The following is a 15,786-nucleotide window of genomic DNA, read 5'->3' on the forward strand; positions in this document are numbered from 1 at the left end:
TCATGATTTCTAATTGCAGAAATTATTTCAATAAGCTGTCAAAGGGGATACATTGCTAATAGTTAAAAAGTGCGATAAATGCACGAAATTTTCTTAATTTTATAATTAAAAATTAAGCGCTGCCAAATGTGATGTATTCCTAAATTAAAATAAGATAAAAATATTGCATTTTAAGTTTGTGAAATTTTAAAAGTAGATTGTATGCTGAAAATTGTTTTACAATTATAAATAAAAAGTAATGCAAAACAAATTAATGATTGATTAGAACATTATAATTATGTGAGAAAATGATGTGAATAAAACTGTGAATCCGTCCGAGATTGTCAATGAGGGTCGTTTATTGATATAATATTCTAGTAATTTTATATTTACGATGATCAATCGTTGGTGGTTCGTAACCATCCCACCAGATAAAAAAACTAGGGAGAATTAAATATGAAAAAGGATCAAAATAAGTCGATGACAATTGCTAAAATTAGTATTGTTGCGGCTTTATATGTTGCAGTGACAATGTGTATTGCACCGCTAAGCTATGGGGTAGTGCAATTAAGACTAGCAGAAGGATTTAACCATTTAACGGTATTTAACAAGCGATACATAGTAGCGTTAACGATTGGATGTGCAATTGCTAATATCACTTCACCTTTAGGAATCGTGGATGTAATCTTTGGCGCGATGGGGACATTAGTGATGACTTCTATTAGCTATTGGATTGCGAAGCATATCAAAAGTGTAATTTATAAAATGTGTGTCAGTACTATTGTTTGTACTGTTTTTAGTTGGAGTGTCGCATTAGAATTGAATATTGTTAGCCATTTACCATTTTGGCCAACGTACTTATCAGTTGCAGTTGGTGAATTAATTTCATTATTAGTTGGGATGATAATCTTTACAGCACTGTCAAGAAGAATTGATTTAACTAAATAAAAGAGGTAATAATTATGACATTTGAAGAAGTACTACCTAAAATTAAAGCTGGAAAAAAAGTTATTCGTAGTAGCTGGAGCGGATCTGAACTATATATTTATGAAGTTCAAAAGCCACTTGAAAATGGCGAAGCGGTGGATCCTTATTTTTTGATAAAAACAAGAGAGACACCTAGCCTATCAATGTTTCAACCTACTGTTTGTGATATTTTAGCATCTGACTGGGAAGTAGTTGAATAATGATGTTTGATGATCTTAATGGTAAGCGAGCAATTATTACTGGTGCTGGTTCGGGCATTGGATTGGCACAAGTTAAAGCTTTACTAAACGAGGGTGTGCGAGTAGTTGCAATTGATATTAACGTTTCGGATGAATTGAAACAGCAGAGTCAAAATCAATTAACAATTATCCAAGCTGATTTAGCCAATGAAAATGAGCTAGTCAAAGCGGCAGATCATGCATTATCACTACTAAATGGATGTGATTTGTTACTGAATACTGCTGGTATTTTAGATAATTATATTACTACACTAGGTACCACGGTTGAGCTTTGGGATAAAGTGATGAATACTAATCTTAAATCTCAATTCTTAATGGTTAATCATGTTTTACCAAGTATGTTGCAGGTTAAACATGGAGTTATTTTAAATATGGCGTCTATTGCTGGTTTAGTTGCTGGTGGCGGAGGAGCTGCATATACAGCTTCAAAGCATGCAATTATTGGATATACGAAACAGCTTGATTATGATTATGCGGCACAAGGAATTCGTGCCAATTGTATTGCACCTGGGGCAATAAAAACACCAATGAATGCTGCTGATTTTACGGGTGACGGCCTGATGGCCAAACAAGTAGCTGCAGAAACACCGGCTAAACGATGGGCAGAACCAGAAGAAGTTGCCAATCTTAGTTTGTATTTATTAAGTTCAGTTTCCGATTATGTACATGGAACAGTTGTTCCAATTGATGGCGGATGGATAGAAAAATAATTTAGTAAGTAAAGATACTGATGGATAGTATCTTTTTTTGTTATCGCTAGTATTTAGCGACGTTGTAAAATATAATTAAATCAAATATAAAACTTAGTTGAGAAAGTTGGTAGAAAATGGAAATCCGAGTATTGAGATATTTTTGGACCATTGCAGAAGCCAATTCTGTTTCAAAGGCAGCCGAGCAACTACATATTACACAACCAACATTAAGTCGTCAGCTTAAAGAGCTCGAAATCGAGTTGGGGACAGAACTATTTACACGTGAGAAGAACCGATTAAAATTAACTGAAGCCGGACTATTTCTTAAAAGCAGAGCTGAAGAAATTTTGTCTTTAACCCAACGAACAGCGCAAGAGTTTGAAGATCGTAAAAAAGATTTATTCAGTGGTAATATTGCCGTTGGCTGTGTTGAAGCTGATAATTCTGATACTTTGTCAATGATGTTAGAAAATTTTGTTGCTGATTATCCAGAAGTAACCTTTAATATTTTTACTGCTACTGGGGATGACATTTTAGATCATCTTGATAAAGGATTAATCGATCTAGCAATTTTATTGGAACCAGTTGATACTGAAAAATATAATAAAATTGTTTTGCCTAGAACTGAAAGATGGGGATTATTAGTTTCAAAAACATCTTTTTTAGCTGAAGAAGATGTCATTACTCCAAAGAATATTTTAGGAGCACCATTAATAGTTTCTGGTCGACCAGCCATTAGAGAGTTATTAGATACTTGGGTTGGCGAACAATCATCGCAGGTAAAGGTGGTTGGAAATATGAACTTATTATTTAACATTATTTCGTTAGTAGAACGCCAGGTGGGGTCAGCGCTAACAATTGAAGGTGCGACGACGGGGAGAATTGGGGCAAAGACAAAGTTTATCCCATTTAAACCAGAGGTTAAAACTAACTGTGTAATGGTTTGGCGAAAAGATCGCGTAATTACTCCAGCGGCCAATGAATTTTTAAAGCAATCAAAGCATGCTTTTAAGGCATGGTAATTAGAAATATAAGCATTATACACATAGTTAATTAGGCAGTATCATAACTCTTATCAGTTATGGTGCTGCTTTTTTGATGGAGGTGAGAATGGTGGTAGCTGTTATTTATTTTTCGCGGTATGGCAAAAATATACAAGCTGGAAGATGTCAGTATATTAATGTTGGTAATACTGCGATGGTGGCAAAAAAAATTGAAATAATTTTGGATGTTAAAGGTACAGAAATTGTGCCAATTAATCAATATCCAGATGATTATTTTGAAACTAAGGTTCGAGCGCAACAAGAGTTTTTAAATAATGAAAGAGTAAAAATCAAACCCGTTAATTTTGATGAAACTGAGCATTCGATTGTATTAGGTTTTCCAAATTGGTGGGGAACAATGCCGCAAGCAGTGAAGTCATTTTTAATGAAGTACGATTTAGCTGGTAAAAATATTTATCCGTTTGTGACTCATGAAGGTAGTCAATTTGGTCAAAGTTTAGATGATCTTAAAAAATTAGCACCAAGAAGCCAAGTTATGTCGGGACTACCAATTCGTGGGACTAGAGCATATAAGTCAGAAAATGCAGTGATTAACTGGTTGGGTAATTTAGATTTAAAATAATGGAGGAAAATAAAATGGCAAATAATGAACAAGTGAAAAATGGGATTTTTGAAATGGGGCCGAAGAATGATGCTTACGCACAGTACTTTACTGGTCAAAGTTATTTACAAGGATTGATGGCGGACGATGAAATTGAATTTACTATTGGCAATGTAACTTTTGAACCGGGAACCAGAAATAATTGGCATATTCATCATGATGGGTATCAGATTTTATTAGTAACCGGTGGTGAAGGATGGTATCAAGAAGCCGGTAAAATGGCACAGTCATTGAAGCCGGGTGATGTGATTGTCACACATGATGGGATTAAACATTGGCATGGGGCAACTAAAGATAGCTGGCTTTCACACATTGCAATCACTGCAGGAACGCCAGAATGGCTCGAACCAGTTTCAGATGAACAATATTTGGAGGTTGAAAATCATGGTTAAAAAACAAACTGCAGGACGTGAAAATCTAGGTGAATTTGCACCGAAATTTGCAGAATTGAATGATGATGTATTGTTTGGTGAGGTTTGGTCACGTGAAGAACAGATGTCTTTACATGATCGGAGCTTAATTACAGTTTCGAGTTTATTAACTCAAGGCGTACCACAACTAGAAGCGCATATGAAAATTGCTAAACAAAATGGTGTCAGTAAGAATGAAATGGTTGAATTGATTACGCATTTATCATTTTATACTGGCTGGCCAAAAGCATGGACAGCATTTGAAATAGCTAAAGAAATTTATGGAGATAATGAATGAAAAATATTTTGATTTTAGGTGCCAATGGTCAAATAGCACAGTTAGTTATTCAAAATTTATTGATAAAAAAAGATTTTAATTTGACTCTATATTTACGTAATGCAAGTCGCATACAGTTTGTTGAAGATGATCGACTGAATATTATCGAAGCTGATGTAAATGATTATCCTGCTTTATCAGCTGCGATGGTGGATCAAGATTTAGTATATGCTAATTTAGGTGGGGTCTTTGAACCAATGGCAGTCAATATCGTTAACGCAATGCAAGAAACGGGCGTAAAACGATTAATTTTTGTTAGTGGATTAGGATTGTATCGCGAAGTTCCTGAACCTTTTGGTAGTTGGGTGGAAGAATCTGTTGGCCATGAAATTATGGAAGACACACGGCGTGCCGCATTTGAAATTGAAAGTTCGACCGTGAACTATACAATTATTCGAGCTGCATATATGTCTAACGAAGATCATATTAATTATGAATTAACTAAAAAAGGTGAACCTTTTAAAGGAACGATTATTTCACGTAAAAGTATTGCAGATTTGATTGTTAAAATTGTTAATAATCCAGAGTTGTATAAATTCTCAAGTGTTGGAATTTCTCAGCCAGGAACGGATGGACCTGTTCCTATGTATTAATACTAAAAATAGTACTTGCCTTGAAGTTAGCTTCAAGGATTACGCTATGTTTAATTTAGAAGAAAGTATGAGTAGGGAGATTATAGGGCATTGAAAAAGAAGTTAGATTGGATATTAGTAGTTATTCTAGCAAGTTATTTTATGATTTTGTTAGATAACTCAATTATCTTTACAGGGACGGTTAAAATTGCGGGAGATTTAAACTTATCACAGAGTGAACTGTCATGGGTAAGTAGTGCTTACTCATTAACGTTTGGCGGCTTTTTATTGCTAGGTGGTCGAGCTGGAGATTTATTTGGCAGAAGAAGGATTTTTCAAATTGGCTTAGTAATTTTTGGCTTAGGTTCGTTGCTAGTGGGCTTAGCTGCTAATGCACCAATGATTATTGGTGCGAGAGCTTTTCAAGGTATTGGTTCATCCATTTTAGCACCAACAACTTTAGCTATTTTAATGGATACTTATCGTGGTGAACATCAAATTAGAGCGATTTCGTACTATGGCGCGATGGCAGGAATTGGAGCCAGTGTTAGTTTGGTGATTGGTGGTCTATTTGCCAGCTTATTGACATGGCGAATGGGATTTTTCATTAATGTGCCAATTAGTATTTGGATGTATTATTTATCGGTTAAATATTTGTCTAAAAATGAAGGTCACTCTGGAAAGTTAGATTGGATTGGAACAATTACGTCATTATTTGGCATGATTGCATTGGTATATAGTATCGTTGGTGACTGGATGAAGTTGCCGTTTGCTTTATTGGCATTAGTCTTATTAGTAATTTTTGTTATTAATGAAGGTAAATCAAATCAGCCAATTATGCCGCTTAGATTGTTTAATGATAGAGAACGGATTGGTGCTTATCTGGGACGTTTCCTATATATGGGAACGATGCTAGGATTTTGGTTTATCACGCCACAGATTATGCAAAATCAATTAGGTCTTACCCCACTAATGGCTGGCATCGGATTTTTTCCATTAACGATTGTTAATTTTATTGTGGCACTTAGAGTAGCAGATTTAACAGCAAAGTTTGGTAATGCTAAGTTATTGGCTTTTGGTACTGCAATTACTTTTGTGGGGATGACTTGGATGAGTTTCTTTACTCCAAGTACTGGCTATTGGTTAGGGATTGCATTACCTATGCTTATAATAGGAGTTGGCCAAGGTTTGACTTTAAGTCCGTTTACTGCTGCTGGAGTTGCTAATACTAATTTGCAAGATGCTGGTGCAGCTTCTGGGGTGGTTAATGTAATGCACCAAATTGGTGGTTCAATCGGATTATCAATTTTGGTTGCTACTCAGTCGATGTTTAAAAGCCCAGTATTTGGATTTCAACATGCAATTAAAGTCGGTGCTGTGATGTTATTATTATCAACTATGTGTGTTATTTTGTTAATTATACCTGCTGACAAAAATTAGATTATAAATTGTATTATACAAAAAGCATATCATCGATGAAAATGATATGCTTTTTGTGATTTGATTTAGTTGATAAAATGTGAATATTAATGTAATTGTATTATACAATTACACCTAAATACTTTGGATTAGCATCATCAATATTGGAACAACGAGTGCAAATAAAACGGTTGATAAGGTAACGACGTTAGTAGCGTATTCAACGTCTCCGTTACCTTCGTTAGCCAAAATAATTCCGATATATAACAATGACAGTGGAGTAACTAGATATCAACATAATTAAGCGTGTTAACTGCAAAGTATTTTGAAGTGACACAACCAACTATTACTTTTTCGCTTAAACGCTTAGAAGACTATTTTTCAATCCAATTAATTAATCGTAACCAAAGTCATGGACAGTTAACAGTTACTGATGCTGGTAATCAATTATTTGAACGTTCAAAAATTATTATCAGTCAATTAGAATTGGCAAAAAATGAATTGGCACGAGTACGACAACATAAAATGAAATTAGGGATGCCACCAATTATTGGAAGCTACTATTTCCCTAAAATTGCCAATGAATTAGTCAAACAACACTTAATGGATGCAGTTGATACCATGGAAGGTGGCTCAGATGAGCTATTTTATCAAATGCGGTCTGGTGATTTAGACATTGCATTGTTAGGCTCAACTGGTCCTAAAGTTGCAGAAGATATGGATATTACGCAAATTTTAAGTGTTCCATTTATGATTGTAGTTGATAAACAACATCCATTAGCAAAATTGAAGGAAGTTAGTTTTTCGGATTTAAAAAAATATGCATTTGTTTCGTTAACCGAGGGTTTTGTTATTGTTCAAGCTTTTGAGTGGTTTGTTAAAAATACACAGATGCAACCGGATGTTTTATATCGGACTTCAGATGTAGCGATGTTAAAGAAAATGATTAAAGAACGTGTCGGAATTGGGTTTCTAACTGAAATTGCGGTAACGGAAGAGGATGATTTAGTAACTATTCCGTTAACTGATAAAAACCAGCCAGAATTTATTATCTCAGTTTTTAATCGAAAAAATCAGATTTTAGAATCAGACTTATTAAAATTAAAAGAAATATTAACTGAAACTAAATGAAAAAGTTGAGTACACTTGTTATCATTCAGTTAAAATAAGCAACTAAAACTATTTACCGTGGTACACTAGTATGATTGAACGTTGTGGATATAATAGCTAGATGGAGATTGAGAATGAAAAATAGATTTATTCCAGAAGCCTTTTGGGATCGTGGTAGAACAATCGTAAATAGTGGTGATGTTGATATTGATCAAATTGATTATTCAACCAAGCTAGTTACAGCAACTGTAATTGGAATTAATCGTTATGATGTAATGGTAAATGAAAATGAAGAGCAAGACGATGCTTGTTCATGTGAAGTTTTTAAAGAGCGCAAGTATTGTGAACATATTGCGGCTGTAATTGAGTTTCTGGCTAAGTACGGTAATCCATTAGAACATCTTTTTGAAGGTGATCGACAAAAAGAATTACAGCGCGTAGTTCAACCGCAGCAAGCAATTGATTGGGTTCAAAAAGACAAGCAGACCAATGGATTATCATTTTTGGCGGATTTAAATTTTATTGAGAATGATGAGTTTAAGTTACCTGCGTTAAATGAGTTAGATGAACAGCTAATGCTGGAAGTCACAATGACTGTGGGAACGATTAAAAAAAATAGTTCTGACTTGGAAACAAACCGAATGTTTATCAAGTTGAGAGTTGGTAGTATTCAAGATAAGAAATTTTACACAATCAAAAAAGTTGATACTTTTTTACGTGATTTCACAAATCAAGCAGTGTACCAAACCGGTGGGAAGAAGCAATTTAAATTAACACATACTAATTTTAATTCTGATGATTGCAAGTTGTTAGATTATCTGGCTGGTCATCAGCGAGATCAAAATTTTGAAAATAGTCAATTTGATAATGATCAATACTATTTATTGGCCGTTGATGATTTGTCTACAATTATCCAATTAATTGAAAAAGTAGCCTTTTTAATTTTTAAAAGTAGTAACGATGTTCAATATGAAACGATAAATTATCAAACATATGATACTGATAATGGGCTAATGCAAGCTGAAATTATCAGTAGTGATACTGGGTATGATTTATTAATCAAGGCCCAATTTGATTTGCTTTTGCCAATTGATGAGGCACTTGTAAAAGACAACAATATTTATCAATTAACCACGAAACAAATAATTCAAATTGATGATTTGCTGAAGCAATACAGTCAAAGTAAATATCAAGATGTGAAGCAACTTCATTTTCCAATGGGTAGTGAACGAGCATTGATTGATTTTGTTAATTACTTTAAAAAGATTGGTAGTGTTTCAGTACCTGATGAATTATCAGTTAGTGAAATGAAATTAAATTTTAATTTAGCTTTTAAAGATGATCAGATTGAATTATCACTTTCATTTGATTATCAACAATCTGACAAACTAGAAAGTATTCATCGAGATGAAATTAAAGAAGGAATGGCGCGACAATACCTTTCAAAATTAGGCTTCATGGGGATGAATGATGAATTATCCTTGGATGTCTCGACTGGTGATAAAATGTATGAATTCTTCAGTCGTCAATTACCTAATCTTCGAGAAAACGGGGTTGTTAATCTGAGCGATGATTTACAAGAATTATCGAATAGGTTAAATGCAACCACTGCTAATATTAGTGTTTCAGAATCTGATGGCTTATTATCAGTTCATTTTGCGTTAGATGGGATTAGCGAAAATGATGTTGACAGTATGTTATTACAATTAGAACGCAATCAAAAACCATTTTGGCAACGTAAAGATGGTTCAATTATGTTGGTCGATGAATCGCTTCGACAAGTTACACAGGCATTAGCTAAACTTAGATTAAGTCATGGTGATTTTCATCATGGTGAATTAAATATTTCGGCAACACAAGCTTTAAGTGTGAAATCAATTTTAAATGAACAGACAGAATTTGATGATAACTTTAAGCAACTAGCCTATGATTTAGCACATCCAGATTTATTTGATTATTCAGCAGATCAGCACGTAAATGCTGAGCTTCGACCATATCAAAATGAAGGAATTCAATGGTTAGAAATGTTGAATGCATATCACTTTGGTGGTATTTTAGCTGATGAAATGGGACTAGGAAAAACAGTTCAAATTATCGCTTTTCTATTTAATAATTTAAGAGATGGCGAAAAAGATTTAATTGTGGCCCCCGCATCATTAATCTATAATTGGCAAGCTGAATTTGAAAAATTTTCTCCAGACATTAGTATTAAAGTGGTTGAAGGAACGAAAGAAGTTCGCCAATCGATGATAGCTGATTCGCAATCGGAAATTTTAATTACTAGTTATAATAGTGCACGATCAGATATAGATGAATATCAACAAATTGGAATTAATTATTTAATTTTAGATGAGGCACAGTTCATTAAAAATGCTAGTTCAAAAACTAATAGAGCATTGCGTAAGTTGACGCCACGTAATACGTTTGCGTTATCAGGAACCCCAATTGAAAATCGGATTGAAGAATTATGGGCAATTTTTGAAGTTGTAATGCCTGGATTATTACCTAATAAGAAAGAATTTAAGCGAATGGAGCCGCAAGAAATTGCGGCAAGAGTAACACCATTTATCATGCGACGTGAAAAAGCTAAAGTATTGACTGAGTTGCCTGATAAAGTTGAAAGTAATCTTTATAATGAATTAACTAAAGATCAAAAGGCCGTTTATTTAGCGCAACTTCAACAAATGCAGGTTAAAGTTAAAGGGATGTCAGGGGATGCCTTTGTTAAAAATAAGATTGAAATTTTAGCTGGCTTAACTAGACTCCGACAGATTTGTGATACACCCTCACTATATTTAGATGAGTATGATAGTGATTCAGGTAAGTTGAATCAATTGAGTGAGATTTTAAAACAAGTTAACGAAAATAATCGGCACGTTTTAATCTTTTCTCAGTTTACGAGTATGTTGGATCAGATTAAGGTTAAATTGAATGAATTGGGATTAGATTCGTATTTATTAAAAGGTGATACTAAACCAAAAAATCGATTAGAGATGGTTAATCAGTTTAATGATGGTGAAAAGAATATTTTCTTAATCTCACTTAAAGCTGGGGGAACCGGTCTTAATCTAACCAGTGCAGATATGGTTATTTTAGTTGATTTATGGTGGAATCCAGCGGTTGAAGATCAAGCTACTGCTAGAGCTCATCGTATTGGTCAGAAAAATAATGTCGATGTTTTCCGATTAATTACTAAAGGTACCATAGAAGAACAAATTTATAAGTTACAAGAAACGAAGCGAAACTTTGTTGATCAAGTGTTAAGTGGAACCGAAAATAAGGCTTCATTATCTGAAGAAGAGATTCGAGAAATTCTTGGGATATAATAATTAAATTTTAAATTTCGATATTTACTCGCTGTCAATATGTTGGTATACTAGTCTAGTACCGCATTTGGAGAGTTGGCAGAGTGGTAATGCAACGGACTCGAAATCCGTCGAACCGGTTCATACCGGCGCGCAGGTTCAAATCCTGTACTCTCCTTAATGGAAAACATAAGAATACACAAATAAATAGACAATTACTATAAATCAACGTTTATAAAAATTGTCTATTTTTTTAATTCCTATTAATAAAACATAATTTAAAAAATGGTACCCATTTGGTACCCAAAAATAAAATTAATAGTTTTTCTTTATGTATTTTTTTGTATAAGTATATTTAGGAAAATAGTTAATTATCAAATTAAACATATTTCTAAAGCATGCTTTAAGTCTAAATGTTATGATTTTAAACGTATCTAGGATGTTATTATTAATTAATTGGTAACTTATTTATTATAAAAATGTGCAAATGTTAAATATTTTTAAGTAAATAATATTCTGAGGCTGGAATCTAATTTATTATTTATTTTAATAGTAGTTTACTGCAAAGCGGTAAGATAATTTTTCATGGATAAATTAGATTGACTAAAAGTTCTACAAACTTGTATAATTACGAAAGTATGTTCGAAAAAATAAATAAGATATGAATAAAGTGAGTACAATGATAATGACAAAAAAAAATAAAAATCTTCTTGTTCGACCTTTTTTAAAGTGGGCAGGAGGAAAACGGCAGTTATTACCTGAAATTGAAAAATATCTACCTAAATCTAACGATATAAAAAATTATTTTGAACCTTTTGTTGGAGGAGGAGCCTTATTTTTAAACCAACAATATTCAAAAGTTACTATCAATGATTTTAACGGGCAGCTCACTAATGCTTATGATGTAGTTAAAAATAATGTTCACGATTTAATTGAGTTATTAAAGGAACATGAAAATAATAATACAAGTGAATATTATTATGATTTGCGTGCTTGGGATAGAACCAACAAACTTGAAAATAAGTCAAGGCTTGAACAAGCTGCAAGATTTATTTATTTGAATAAAACAGGATTTAATGGCTTATTCCGAGTTAATAGTCAAAACCAAATTAATGTTCCATATGGTAAATATAAAAACCCAGCTATTGTTAATGAAAAGGTATTATTAAATGTAAGTCAGTATTTAAATGAAGCAAATGTTCAAATATTGAATGGCGATTATGCTGATGCTGTGAAAAATGCATCTAGTGGTGATTTTGTATATTTTGATCCACCATATGCACCAGTTAGTGATGATAAATCATCATTTGTTGGATATACATTAAACGGTTTTAGTTTAGATGATCAAATAAAATTAAGTGAAGTTTTCAAAGAATTAGATAAAAAAGGTGTTAAATTAATGTTGTCTAATTCTGATGTCCCTTTTATACGTGATTTATATAAAGACTTTAAAGACACTACTAAAATAGTACAAGCAACTAGAAATATAAATAGTAATGCTGCTGGACGGGGGAAGGTCGGCGAAGTTATTGTTATGAATTATTAATGAAAAATTTGAGGTGTTATAGGTGGATGAGGAAAAATTAAGTATTGAAAAACTTAGTGTAAATTCCCAAGCTTGGAATGAAATTTTTAATACATTAAACATAGTTGAAAATGTTAATGAAAAAAATTATTTTGAAATTAGTGCATCAAAAATTAAAGAAATTACAAATAGAGAAGCTAGATTAATGACTAAATTTGATTGGTCTGCTAGTTTACCACAGGTATTTCAAGATAATAAGTTAGTTATTTTGCCAAATTCAAGAGGTTCGTATGTAATTGGAAGATTTGAAGCATATCATAATTTTTCTCCAAAGCCTATTAAATCCTTAAGTACCAACATGCCTACCTGGATGGAAACTTTTGATCATTTTGATATTACTTCCGAAAGTGTAGCGTTAAATGTTGCACAAGCATCAGGAATGATTGATTATGTTATGGATAATGTATCAAATGAGTTTGAAATTAACGAGCCACATGCAGAATCAACTTTAACAGGCAGAATGAAAAGCGAATCAATATCGTATATTATTAATATGAGTATTCCAAAACTTGACCAGGATGGATGCCCCTTGTTAAACGAGGATAATACAACAAAATATATAAAGTCACCAAACAAATTTGACTTTACTGTTAATAATAGTCAAATTGAAATTGATGCCTCGTATGAAACCATGAGTAAATTGGCGGTTATTGAAGCAAAACAAAAGAATCCATTTGATTTTATGACAAGGCAATTGTATTATCCATACAGACGTTATAAAATGCTGGGAATTGATAAAGAAATATTACCTATATATTTTACTTATGTTGACAAAGTATTTAGTTTTAGTGTTTATAAATTTAATGATGTTAATAATTATTCTAGTATTAGTTTAATGAAGCAAATTGATTTTATTTTAGATGATAGTGATGTTATTACTTTGGATACTGTTCAAGAAATTTCTGCTAAAAGTAAGATGCTTGATGAACCAGATGACTTAGTTTATCCTCAGGCTAATACGTTAAAGAGAGTTTTTGAACTAGTTGATATTTTAGATGAACCTAAAAATAAATTCGAACTTGCTGTATTATACGGATTTAATGATAGACAGGGAGATTATTATGGTAATGCAGCAACTTATTTAGGATTTGTAAAAAAAAGTAAAGATAAATTTGAACTGACTCCTTTAGGTGAAAATTTAAGAAAATTGCCATCTGGACATATGCGTAATGTTGAAATGATTAAAAAAATATTAGATCATAAAACCTTTAAACTGAGTTATGATTTCTGGTATATAAATGATTTTAAAACCGATGAAAAATTTAAAAAATATGTAGAAAAGACAATTTTTGAATTAGTACCTAATATTAATCAAAATACAGTGGAAAGAAGAGGCCAGACATTAAGAGCATGGTTAAAATGGATATTCAGTGTTACTGAATAGAAAATTAGTAATAAACTTATTTTATAATTAAATGTAATTGTTTTTTGATCTTATTAGTATGATATTTTAATAAATGTAGATCTCGCATAAGTGCGAGATTTTTGATCAAGTTTTGATGAAACTTTACTCAATTGTATTTGATATGTACTGGTTGTTTAATTATTTCTGAACTGAGATAGTATTTTCTAGATAGTTCTTTAAAATAAGAGTTTTTAACTTTGTATAAACTAATCAATTTTATTAAAATTATAAATAAAAGAAAAAAATTTTAATGATACTGATAGCCAATTATCACATTTTGGGTACCCATTAGGTACCCAAAGCTTGTATAAGCGTTTATGTAGAAAGGTTTTTCAAATCCTGTACTCTCCTTAATGGAACACAAAAAAATAGACATACCTTGTATATCAATGATTATAAGGGTGTCTATTTTTTTAACATAAAATGTCGAAAGAGTTTGTACATAAAAAATTACAAACAAAATAGGTAGTAAAAAATAATGTACTAATTGATATCTAAATATGTTTTTATTTTATGCTCAATAAATTTAATATGATCGTCAATTTCATTTTGGCTTTTATGTAAATCATCTAGTTGATCAAACAAAATTTTCAATCTTTTTGGAATAGTACTATCGCCTTCATAACGAAGCTTAGCATATGATTTCATTTTTTTGATACTCATACCAGTTTTTTTTAAACGAATAATAAATTCAATCCAAATAACGTCTTGTTCTGTGTAAAATCGTCGATTATTGGCATCACGATTGGAAAAGACTAGTTCATTTTTTTCATAGAATCTAAGTGTATCTATAGTTAGTCCACAAATTTTAGAAAATTCACCAATTGAATATTGCATCTTTATCTCCTTTGTCATAACTAGTTTGCTGTAGATTACGCTAGGGTACTGATATTGTCAATATAAAATCTATTTGTAGATAAGTGTTGACGTGGACAATACTCCAGCATTTAATCTAAATGTATTCATATGAAATAAATTTAAATATAGGAGAAAATAATATGACAGAAGACTTACGATTTAATATAGGATTAAAAAATTTGAAGAAAGTTGATGATAAAGCTGGTCAAAATGTTATTGAATCTTTGACGGGTATTTCAGAAGATATCGGAAGATATATTATTGAATTTGCTTTTGGTGATATTTATGAGCGTGATGTTTTGGATCTTAAGCAACGGGAAATGATCACAATAACTAGTTTACTTACACAAGGTGATACATCTCCGCAACTTGATGTACATATTAATGGATCTTTAAATGTAGGGCTAACTCGTGAACAAATTATCGAAACATTTATACAAGCAATTCCATATGTTGGGTTTCCAAAGGTTTTGAATGCTGTAACAGTAGCTAAAAAAGTGTTTACCGATATAGATAATAATAAAATTTAATATTAGACGATAAAACGACAATCATTAAATTAATTCATAATGATTGTCGTTTTTTAGTAAGATAGATTAATATTCAAGTAGCGTGCAGCCAGTAAAGCAGCTTGTTGTTCGTTTACAATCACACCGCGTAGTGAAGCAAAATCAGCCTCAATTAATTCAAAAGAATTCAGACTTAAGTCCAGTCCTTTTAATGAAGTTCCATAGGTTGAAATCTGATTTAATTGGCAGTCAGTGAATGTAGTTTTGGTGAGCTTATTATCAGTGAAACCAACATCTTGTAAACTGGATTCAAGAAATTGACAATGCTTAATTTGAACATGATTAATACTAGCAAGATCAAGAATAGAATGATCAAAGATACAAGTACTAATGTAGGCATTATTTAGGTTTATTCCGAGCATTTTACAATTGTTGAACTCACAACGAAGAAAAACGGCTTCTTCAAGATTACAATTGGAAAAATCACAATTATTAAAGACAACATCTGTAGCTTCAAATTTATAAAGGGAACTTTTGGTTAAGGTTACATGATTAAAAATAGATTGTTCAACAAAGGGATGTTCAATTTGTTGTTCTTCATCAAATTCATTTTCAATTAACTTGTTTTTAAGTAATAAATCTTCAGTATTAAAAATATCAAGAAAAGAACCAGAAGATAAGATATCAGGATTTACTTTGGCAATGGTCATAAAA

The 15,786-nt window shown here is 32.0% G+C and carries 16 protein-coding genes, 1 tRNA gene, 1 pseudogene and 1 riboswitch; of the genes and pseudogenes, 15 read left to right on the plus strand and 3 right to left on the minus strand.

What is annotated here, in order from left to right:
- Positions 1–381 precede the first annotated feature (381 nt).
- Positions 382–429, plus strand: a riboswitch (PreQ1 riboswitch).
- A gap of 6 nt (positions 430–435) precedes the next feature.
- From FC70_RS07585 to FC70_RS07625, 9 genes are all read left to right on the plus strand, one after another.
- Positions 436–927 carry a QueT transporter family protein gene (locus FC70_RS07585; RefSeq protein WP_057890401.1) on the plus strand — a complete coding sequence of 164 codons (492 nt, stop codon included), beginning with the start codon at positions 436–438 and terminating at the stop codon, positions 925–927.
- A 14-nt stretch (positions 928–941) separates the two neighbouring features.
- A complete protein-coding gene (locus tag FC70_RS07590) occupies positions 942–1,166 on the plus strand; it encodes a DUF2829 domain-containing protein (RefSeq protein ID WP_057890402.1) in 225 nt (74 codons plus the stop codon).
- Positions 1,166–1,915: a 3-oxoacyl-ACP reductase gene (locus FC70_RS07595; RefSeq protein WP_112278686.1), complete on the plus strand. Its 750-nt coding sequence runs from the start codon at positions 1,166–1,168 to the stop codon at positions 1,913–1,915. The genes FC70_RS07590 and FC70_RS07595 overlap by 1 nt, the downstream gene beginning before the upstream one ends.
- A 116-nt stretch (positions 1,916–2,031) precedes the next feature.
- Positions 2,032–2,919: a LysR family transcriptional regulator gene (locus FC70_RS07600; protein WP_057890404.1), complete on the plus strand. Its 888-nt coding sequence runs from the start codon at positions 2,032–2,034 to the stop codon at positions 2,917–2,919.
- 88 nt (positions 2,920–3,007) lie between these two features.
- Positions 3,008–3,523, plus strand: a complete 516-nt coding sequence (locus FC70_RS07605; protein WP_057890405.1) for a flavodoxin — start codon at positions 3,008–3,010, stop codon at positions 3,521–3,523.
- A gap of 14 nt (positions 3,524–3,537) precedes the next feature.
- Positions 3,538–3,954, plus strand: coding sequence for a cupin domain-containing protein (locus FC70_RS07610; protein ID WP_057890406.1), 417 nt, complete (start codon positions 3,538–3,540; stop codon positions 3,952–3,954).
- Positions 3,947–4,270 carry a carboxymuconolactone decarboxylase family protein gene (locus FC70_RS07615; RefSeq protein ID WP_057890407.1) on the plus strand — a complete coding sequence of 108 codons (324 nt, stop codon included), beginning with the start codon at positions 3,947–3,949 and terminating at the stop codon, positions 4,268–4,270. Before FC70_RS07610 ends, FC70_RS07615 begins: the two co-directional genes overlap by 8 nt.
- On the plus strand, positions 4,267–4,902 hold the full coding sequence (locus tag FC70_RS07620; RefSeq protein WP_057890408.1) for an NAD(P)H-binding protein: 636 nt from the start codon (positions 4,267–4,269) through the stop codon (positions 4,900–4,902). Before FC70_RS07615 ends, FC70_RS07620 begins: the two co-directional genes overlap by 4 nt.
- Before the next feature lie 90 nt (positions 4,903–4,992).
- Positions 4,993–6,321, plus strand: coding sequence for an MFS transporter (locus FC70_RS07625; protein ID WP_268871767.1), 1,329 nt, complete (start codon positions 4,993–4,995; stop codon positions 6,319–6,321).
- 114 nt (positions 6,322–6,435) lie between these two features.
- Here FC70_RS07625 and FC70_RS09570 read toward each other — a convergent pair.
- Positions 6,436–6,552 (minus strand): annotated as a pseudogene (locus FC70_RS09570) (AEC family transporter); the annotation flags it as partial.
- A gap of 78 nt (positions 6,553–6,630) precedes the next feature.
- Here FC70_RS09570 and FC70_RS07630 point away from each other — a divergent pair.
- From FC70_RS07630 to FC70_RS07650, 5 genes are all read left to right on the plus strand, one after another.
- Entirely contained in the window at positions 6,631–7,431 is an 801-nt protein-coding gene (locus tag FC70_RS07630) for a LysR family transcriptional regulator (protein ID WP_123827740.1), read from the plus strand.
- A gap of 113 nt (positions 7,432–7,544) precedes the next feature.
- Positions 7,545–10,736, plus strand: a complete 3,192-nt coding sequence (locus FC70_RS07635; protein WP_057890410.1) for a DEAD/DEAH box helicase — start codon at positions 7,545–7,547, stop codon at positions 10,734–10,736.
- Between the two features lie 69 nt (positions 10,737–10,805).
- Positions 10,806–10,893 (plus strand) — tRNA-Ser (locus FC70_RS07640).
- Positions 10,894–11,400: 507 nt separating this feature from the next.
- The gene (locus FC70_RS07645) at positions 11,401–12,261 is read left to right on the plus strand and encodes a DNA adenine methylase (RefSeq protein WP_057890411.1); all 861 of its coding nucleotides are present in this window, start codon (positions 11,401–11,403) and stop codon (positions 12,259–12,261) included.
- 22 nt (positions 12,262–12,283) lie between these two features.
- Entirely contained in the window at positions 12,284–13,684 is a 1,401-nt protein-coding gene (locus FC70_RS07650) for a type II restriction enzyme (protein ID WP_057890412.1), read from the plus strand.
- Positions 13,685–14,188: 504 nt separating this feature from the next.
- Here the strand turns inward: FC70_RS07650 and FC70_RS07655 are convergent.
- Complete coding sequence (locus FC70_RS07655) at positions 14,189–14,542, minus strand: MerR family transcriptional regulator (protein ID WP_057890413.1); 354 nt, start codon at positions 14,540–14,542, stop codon at positions 14,189–14,191.
- 161 nt (positions 14,543–14,703) lie between these two features.
- On the opposite strand from FC70_RS07655, the gene FC70_RS07660 reads away from it, so the two are divergent.
- Positions 14,704–15,093, plus strand: coding sequence for a carboxymuconolactone decarboxylase family protein (locus FC70_RS07660; protein ID WP_057890414.1), 390 nt, complete (start codon positions 14,704–14,706; stop codon positions 15,091–15,093).
- Between the two features lie 53 nt (positions 15,094–15,146).
- Here the strand turns inward: FC70_RS07660 and FC70_RS07665 are convergent, their stop codons facing one another.
- A complete protein-coding gene (locus FC70_RS07665; RefSeq protein ID WP_057890415.1) occupies positions 15,147–15,782 on the minus strand; it encodes a pentapeptide repeat-containing protein in 636 nt (211 codons plus the stop codon).
- Positions 15,783–15,786 lie beyond the last annotated feature (4 nt).

This window comes from Paucilactobacillus oligofermentans DSM 15707 = LMG 22743 (assembly GCF_001434315.1).
GTDB lineage: Bacteria > Bacillota > Bacilli > Lactobacillales > Lactobacillaceae > Paucilactobacillus > Paucilactobacillus oligofermentans.

Coding starts and splice junctions, on each gene's coding strand:
- FC70_RS07585 (WP_057890401.1), top strand. CDS start 436: ATGAAAAAGGATCAAAATAAGTCGATGACAATTGCTAAAATTAGTATT.
- FC70_RS07590 (WP_057890402.1), top strand. CDS start 942: ATGACATTTGAAGAAGTACTACCTAAAATTAAAGCTGGAAAAAAAGTT.
- FC70_RS07595 (WP_112278686.1), top strand. CDS start 1,166: ATGATGTTTGATGATCTTAATGGTAAGCGAGCAATTATTACTGGTGCT.
- FC70_RS07600 (WP_057890404.1), top strand. CDS start 2,032: ATGGAAATCCGAGTATTGAGATATTTTTGGACCATTGCAGAAGCCAAT.
- FC70_RS07605 (WP_057890405.1), top strand. CDS start 3,008: ATGGTGGTAGCTGTTATTTATTTTTCGCGGTATGGCAAAAATATACAA.
- FC70_RS07610 (WP_057890406.1), top strand. CDS start 3,538: ATGGCAAATAATGAACAAGTGAAAAATGGGATTTTTGAAATGGGGCCG.
- FC70_RS07615 (WP_057890407.1), top strand. CDS start 3,947: ATGGTTAAAAAACAAACTGCAGGACGTGAAAATCTAGGTGAATTTGCA.
- FC70_RS07620 (WP_057890408.1), top strand. CDS start 4,267: ATGAAAAATATTTTGATTTTAGGTGCCAATGGTCAAATAGCACAGTTA.
- FC70_RS07635 (WP_057890410.1), top strand. CDS start 7,545: ATGAAAAATAGATTTATTCCAGAAGCCTTTTGGGATCGTGGTAGAACA.
- FC70_RS07645 (WP_057890411.1), top strand. CDS start 11,401: ATGACAAAAAAAAATAAAAATCTTCTTGTTCGACCTTTTTTAAAGTGG.
- FC70_RS07655 (WP_057890413.1), bottom strand. CDS start 14,542: ATGCAATATTCAATTGGTGAATTTTCTAAAATTTGTGGACTAACTATA.
- FC70_RS07660 (WP_057890414.1), top strand. CDS start 14,704: ATGACAGAAGACTTACGATTTAATATAGGATTAAAAAATTTGAAGAAA.
- FC70_RS07665 (WP_057890415.1), bottom strand. CDS start 15,782: ATGACCATTGCCAAAGTAAATCCTGATATCTTATCTTCTGGTTCTTTT.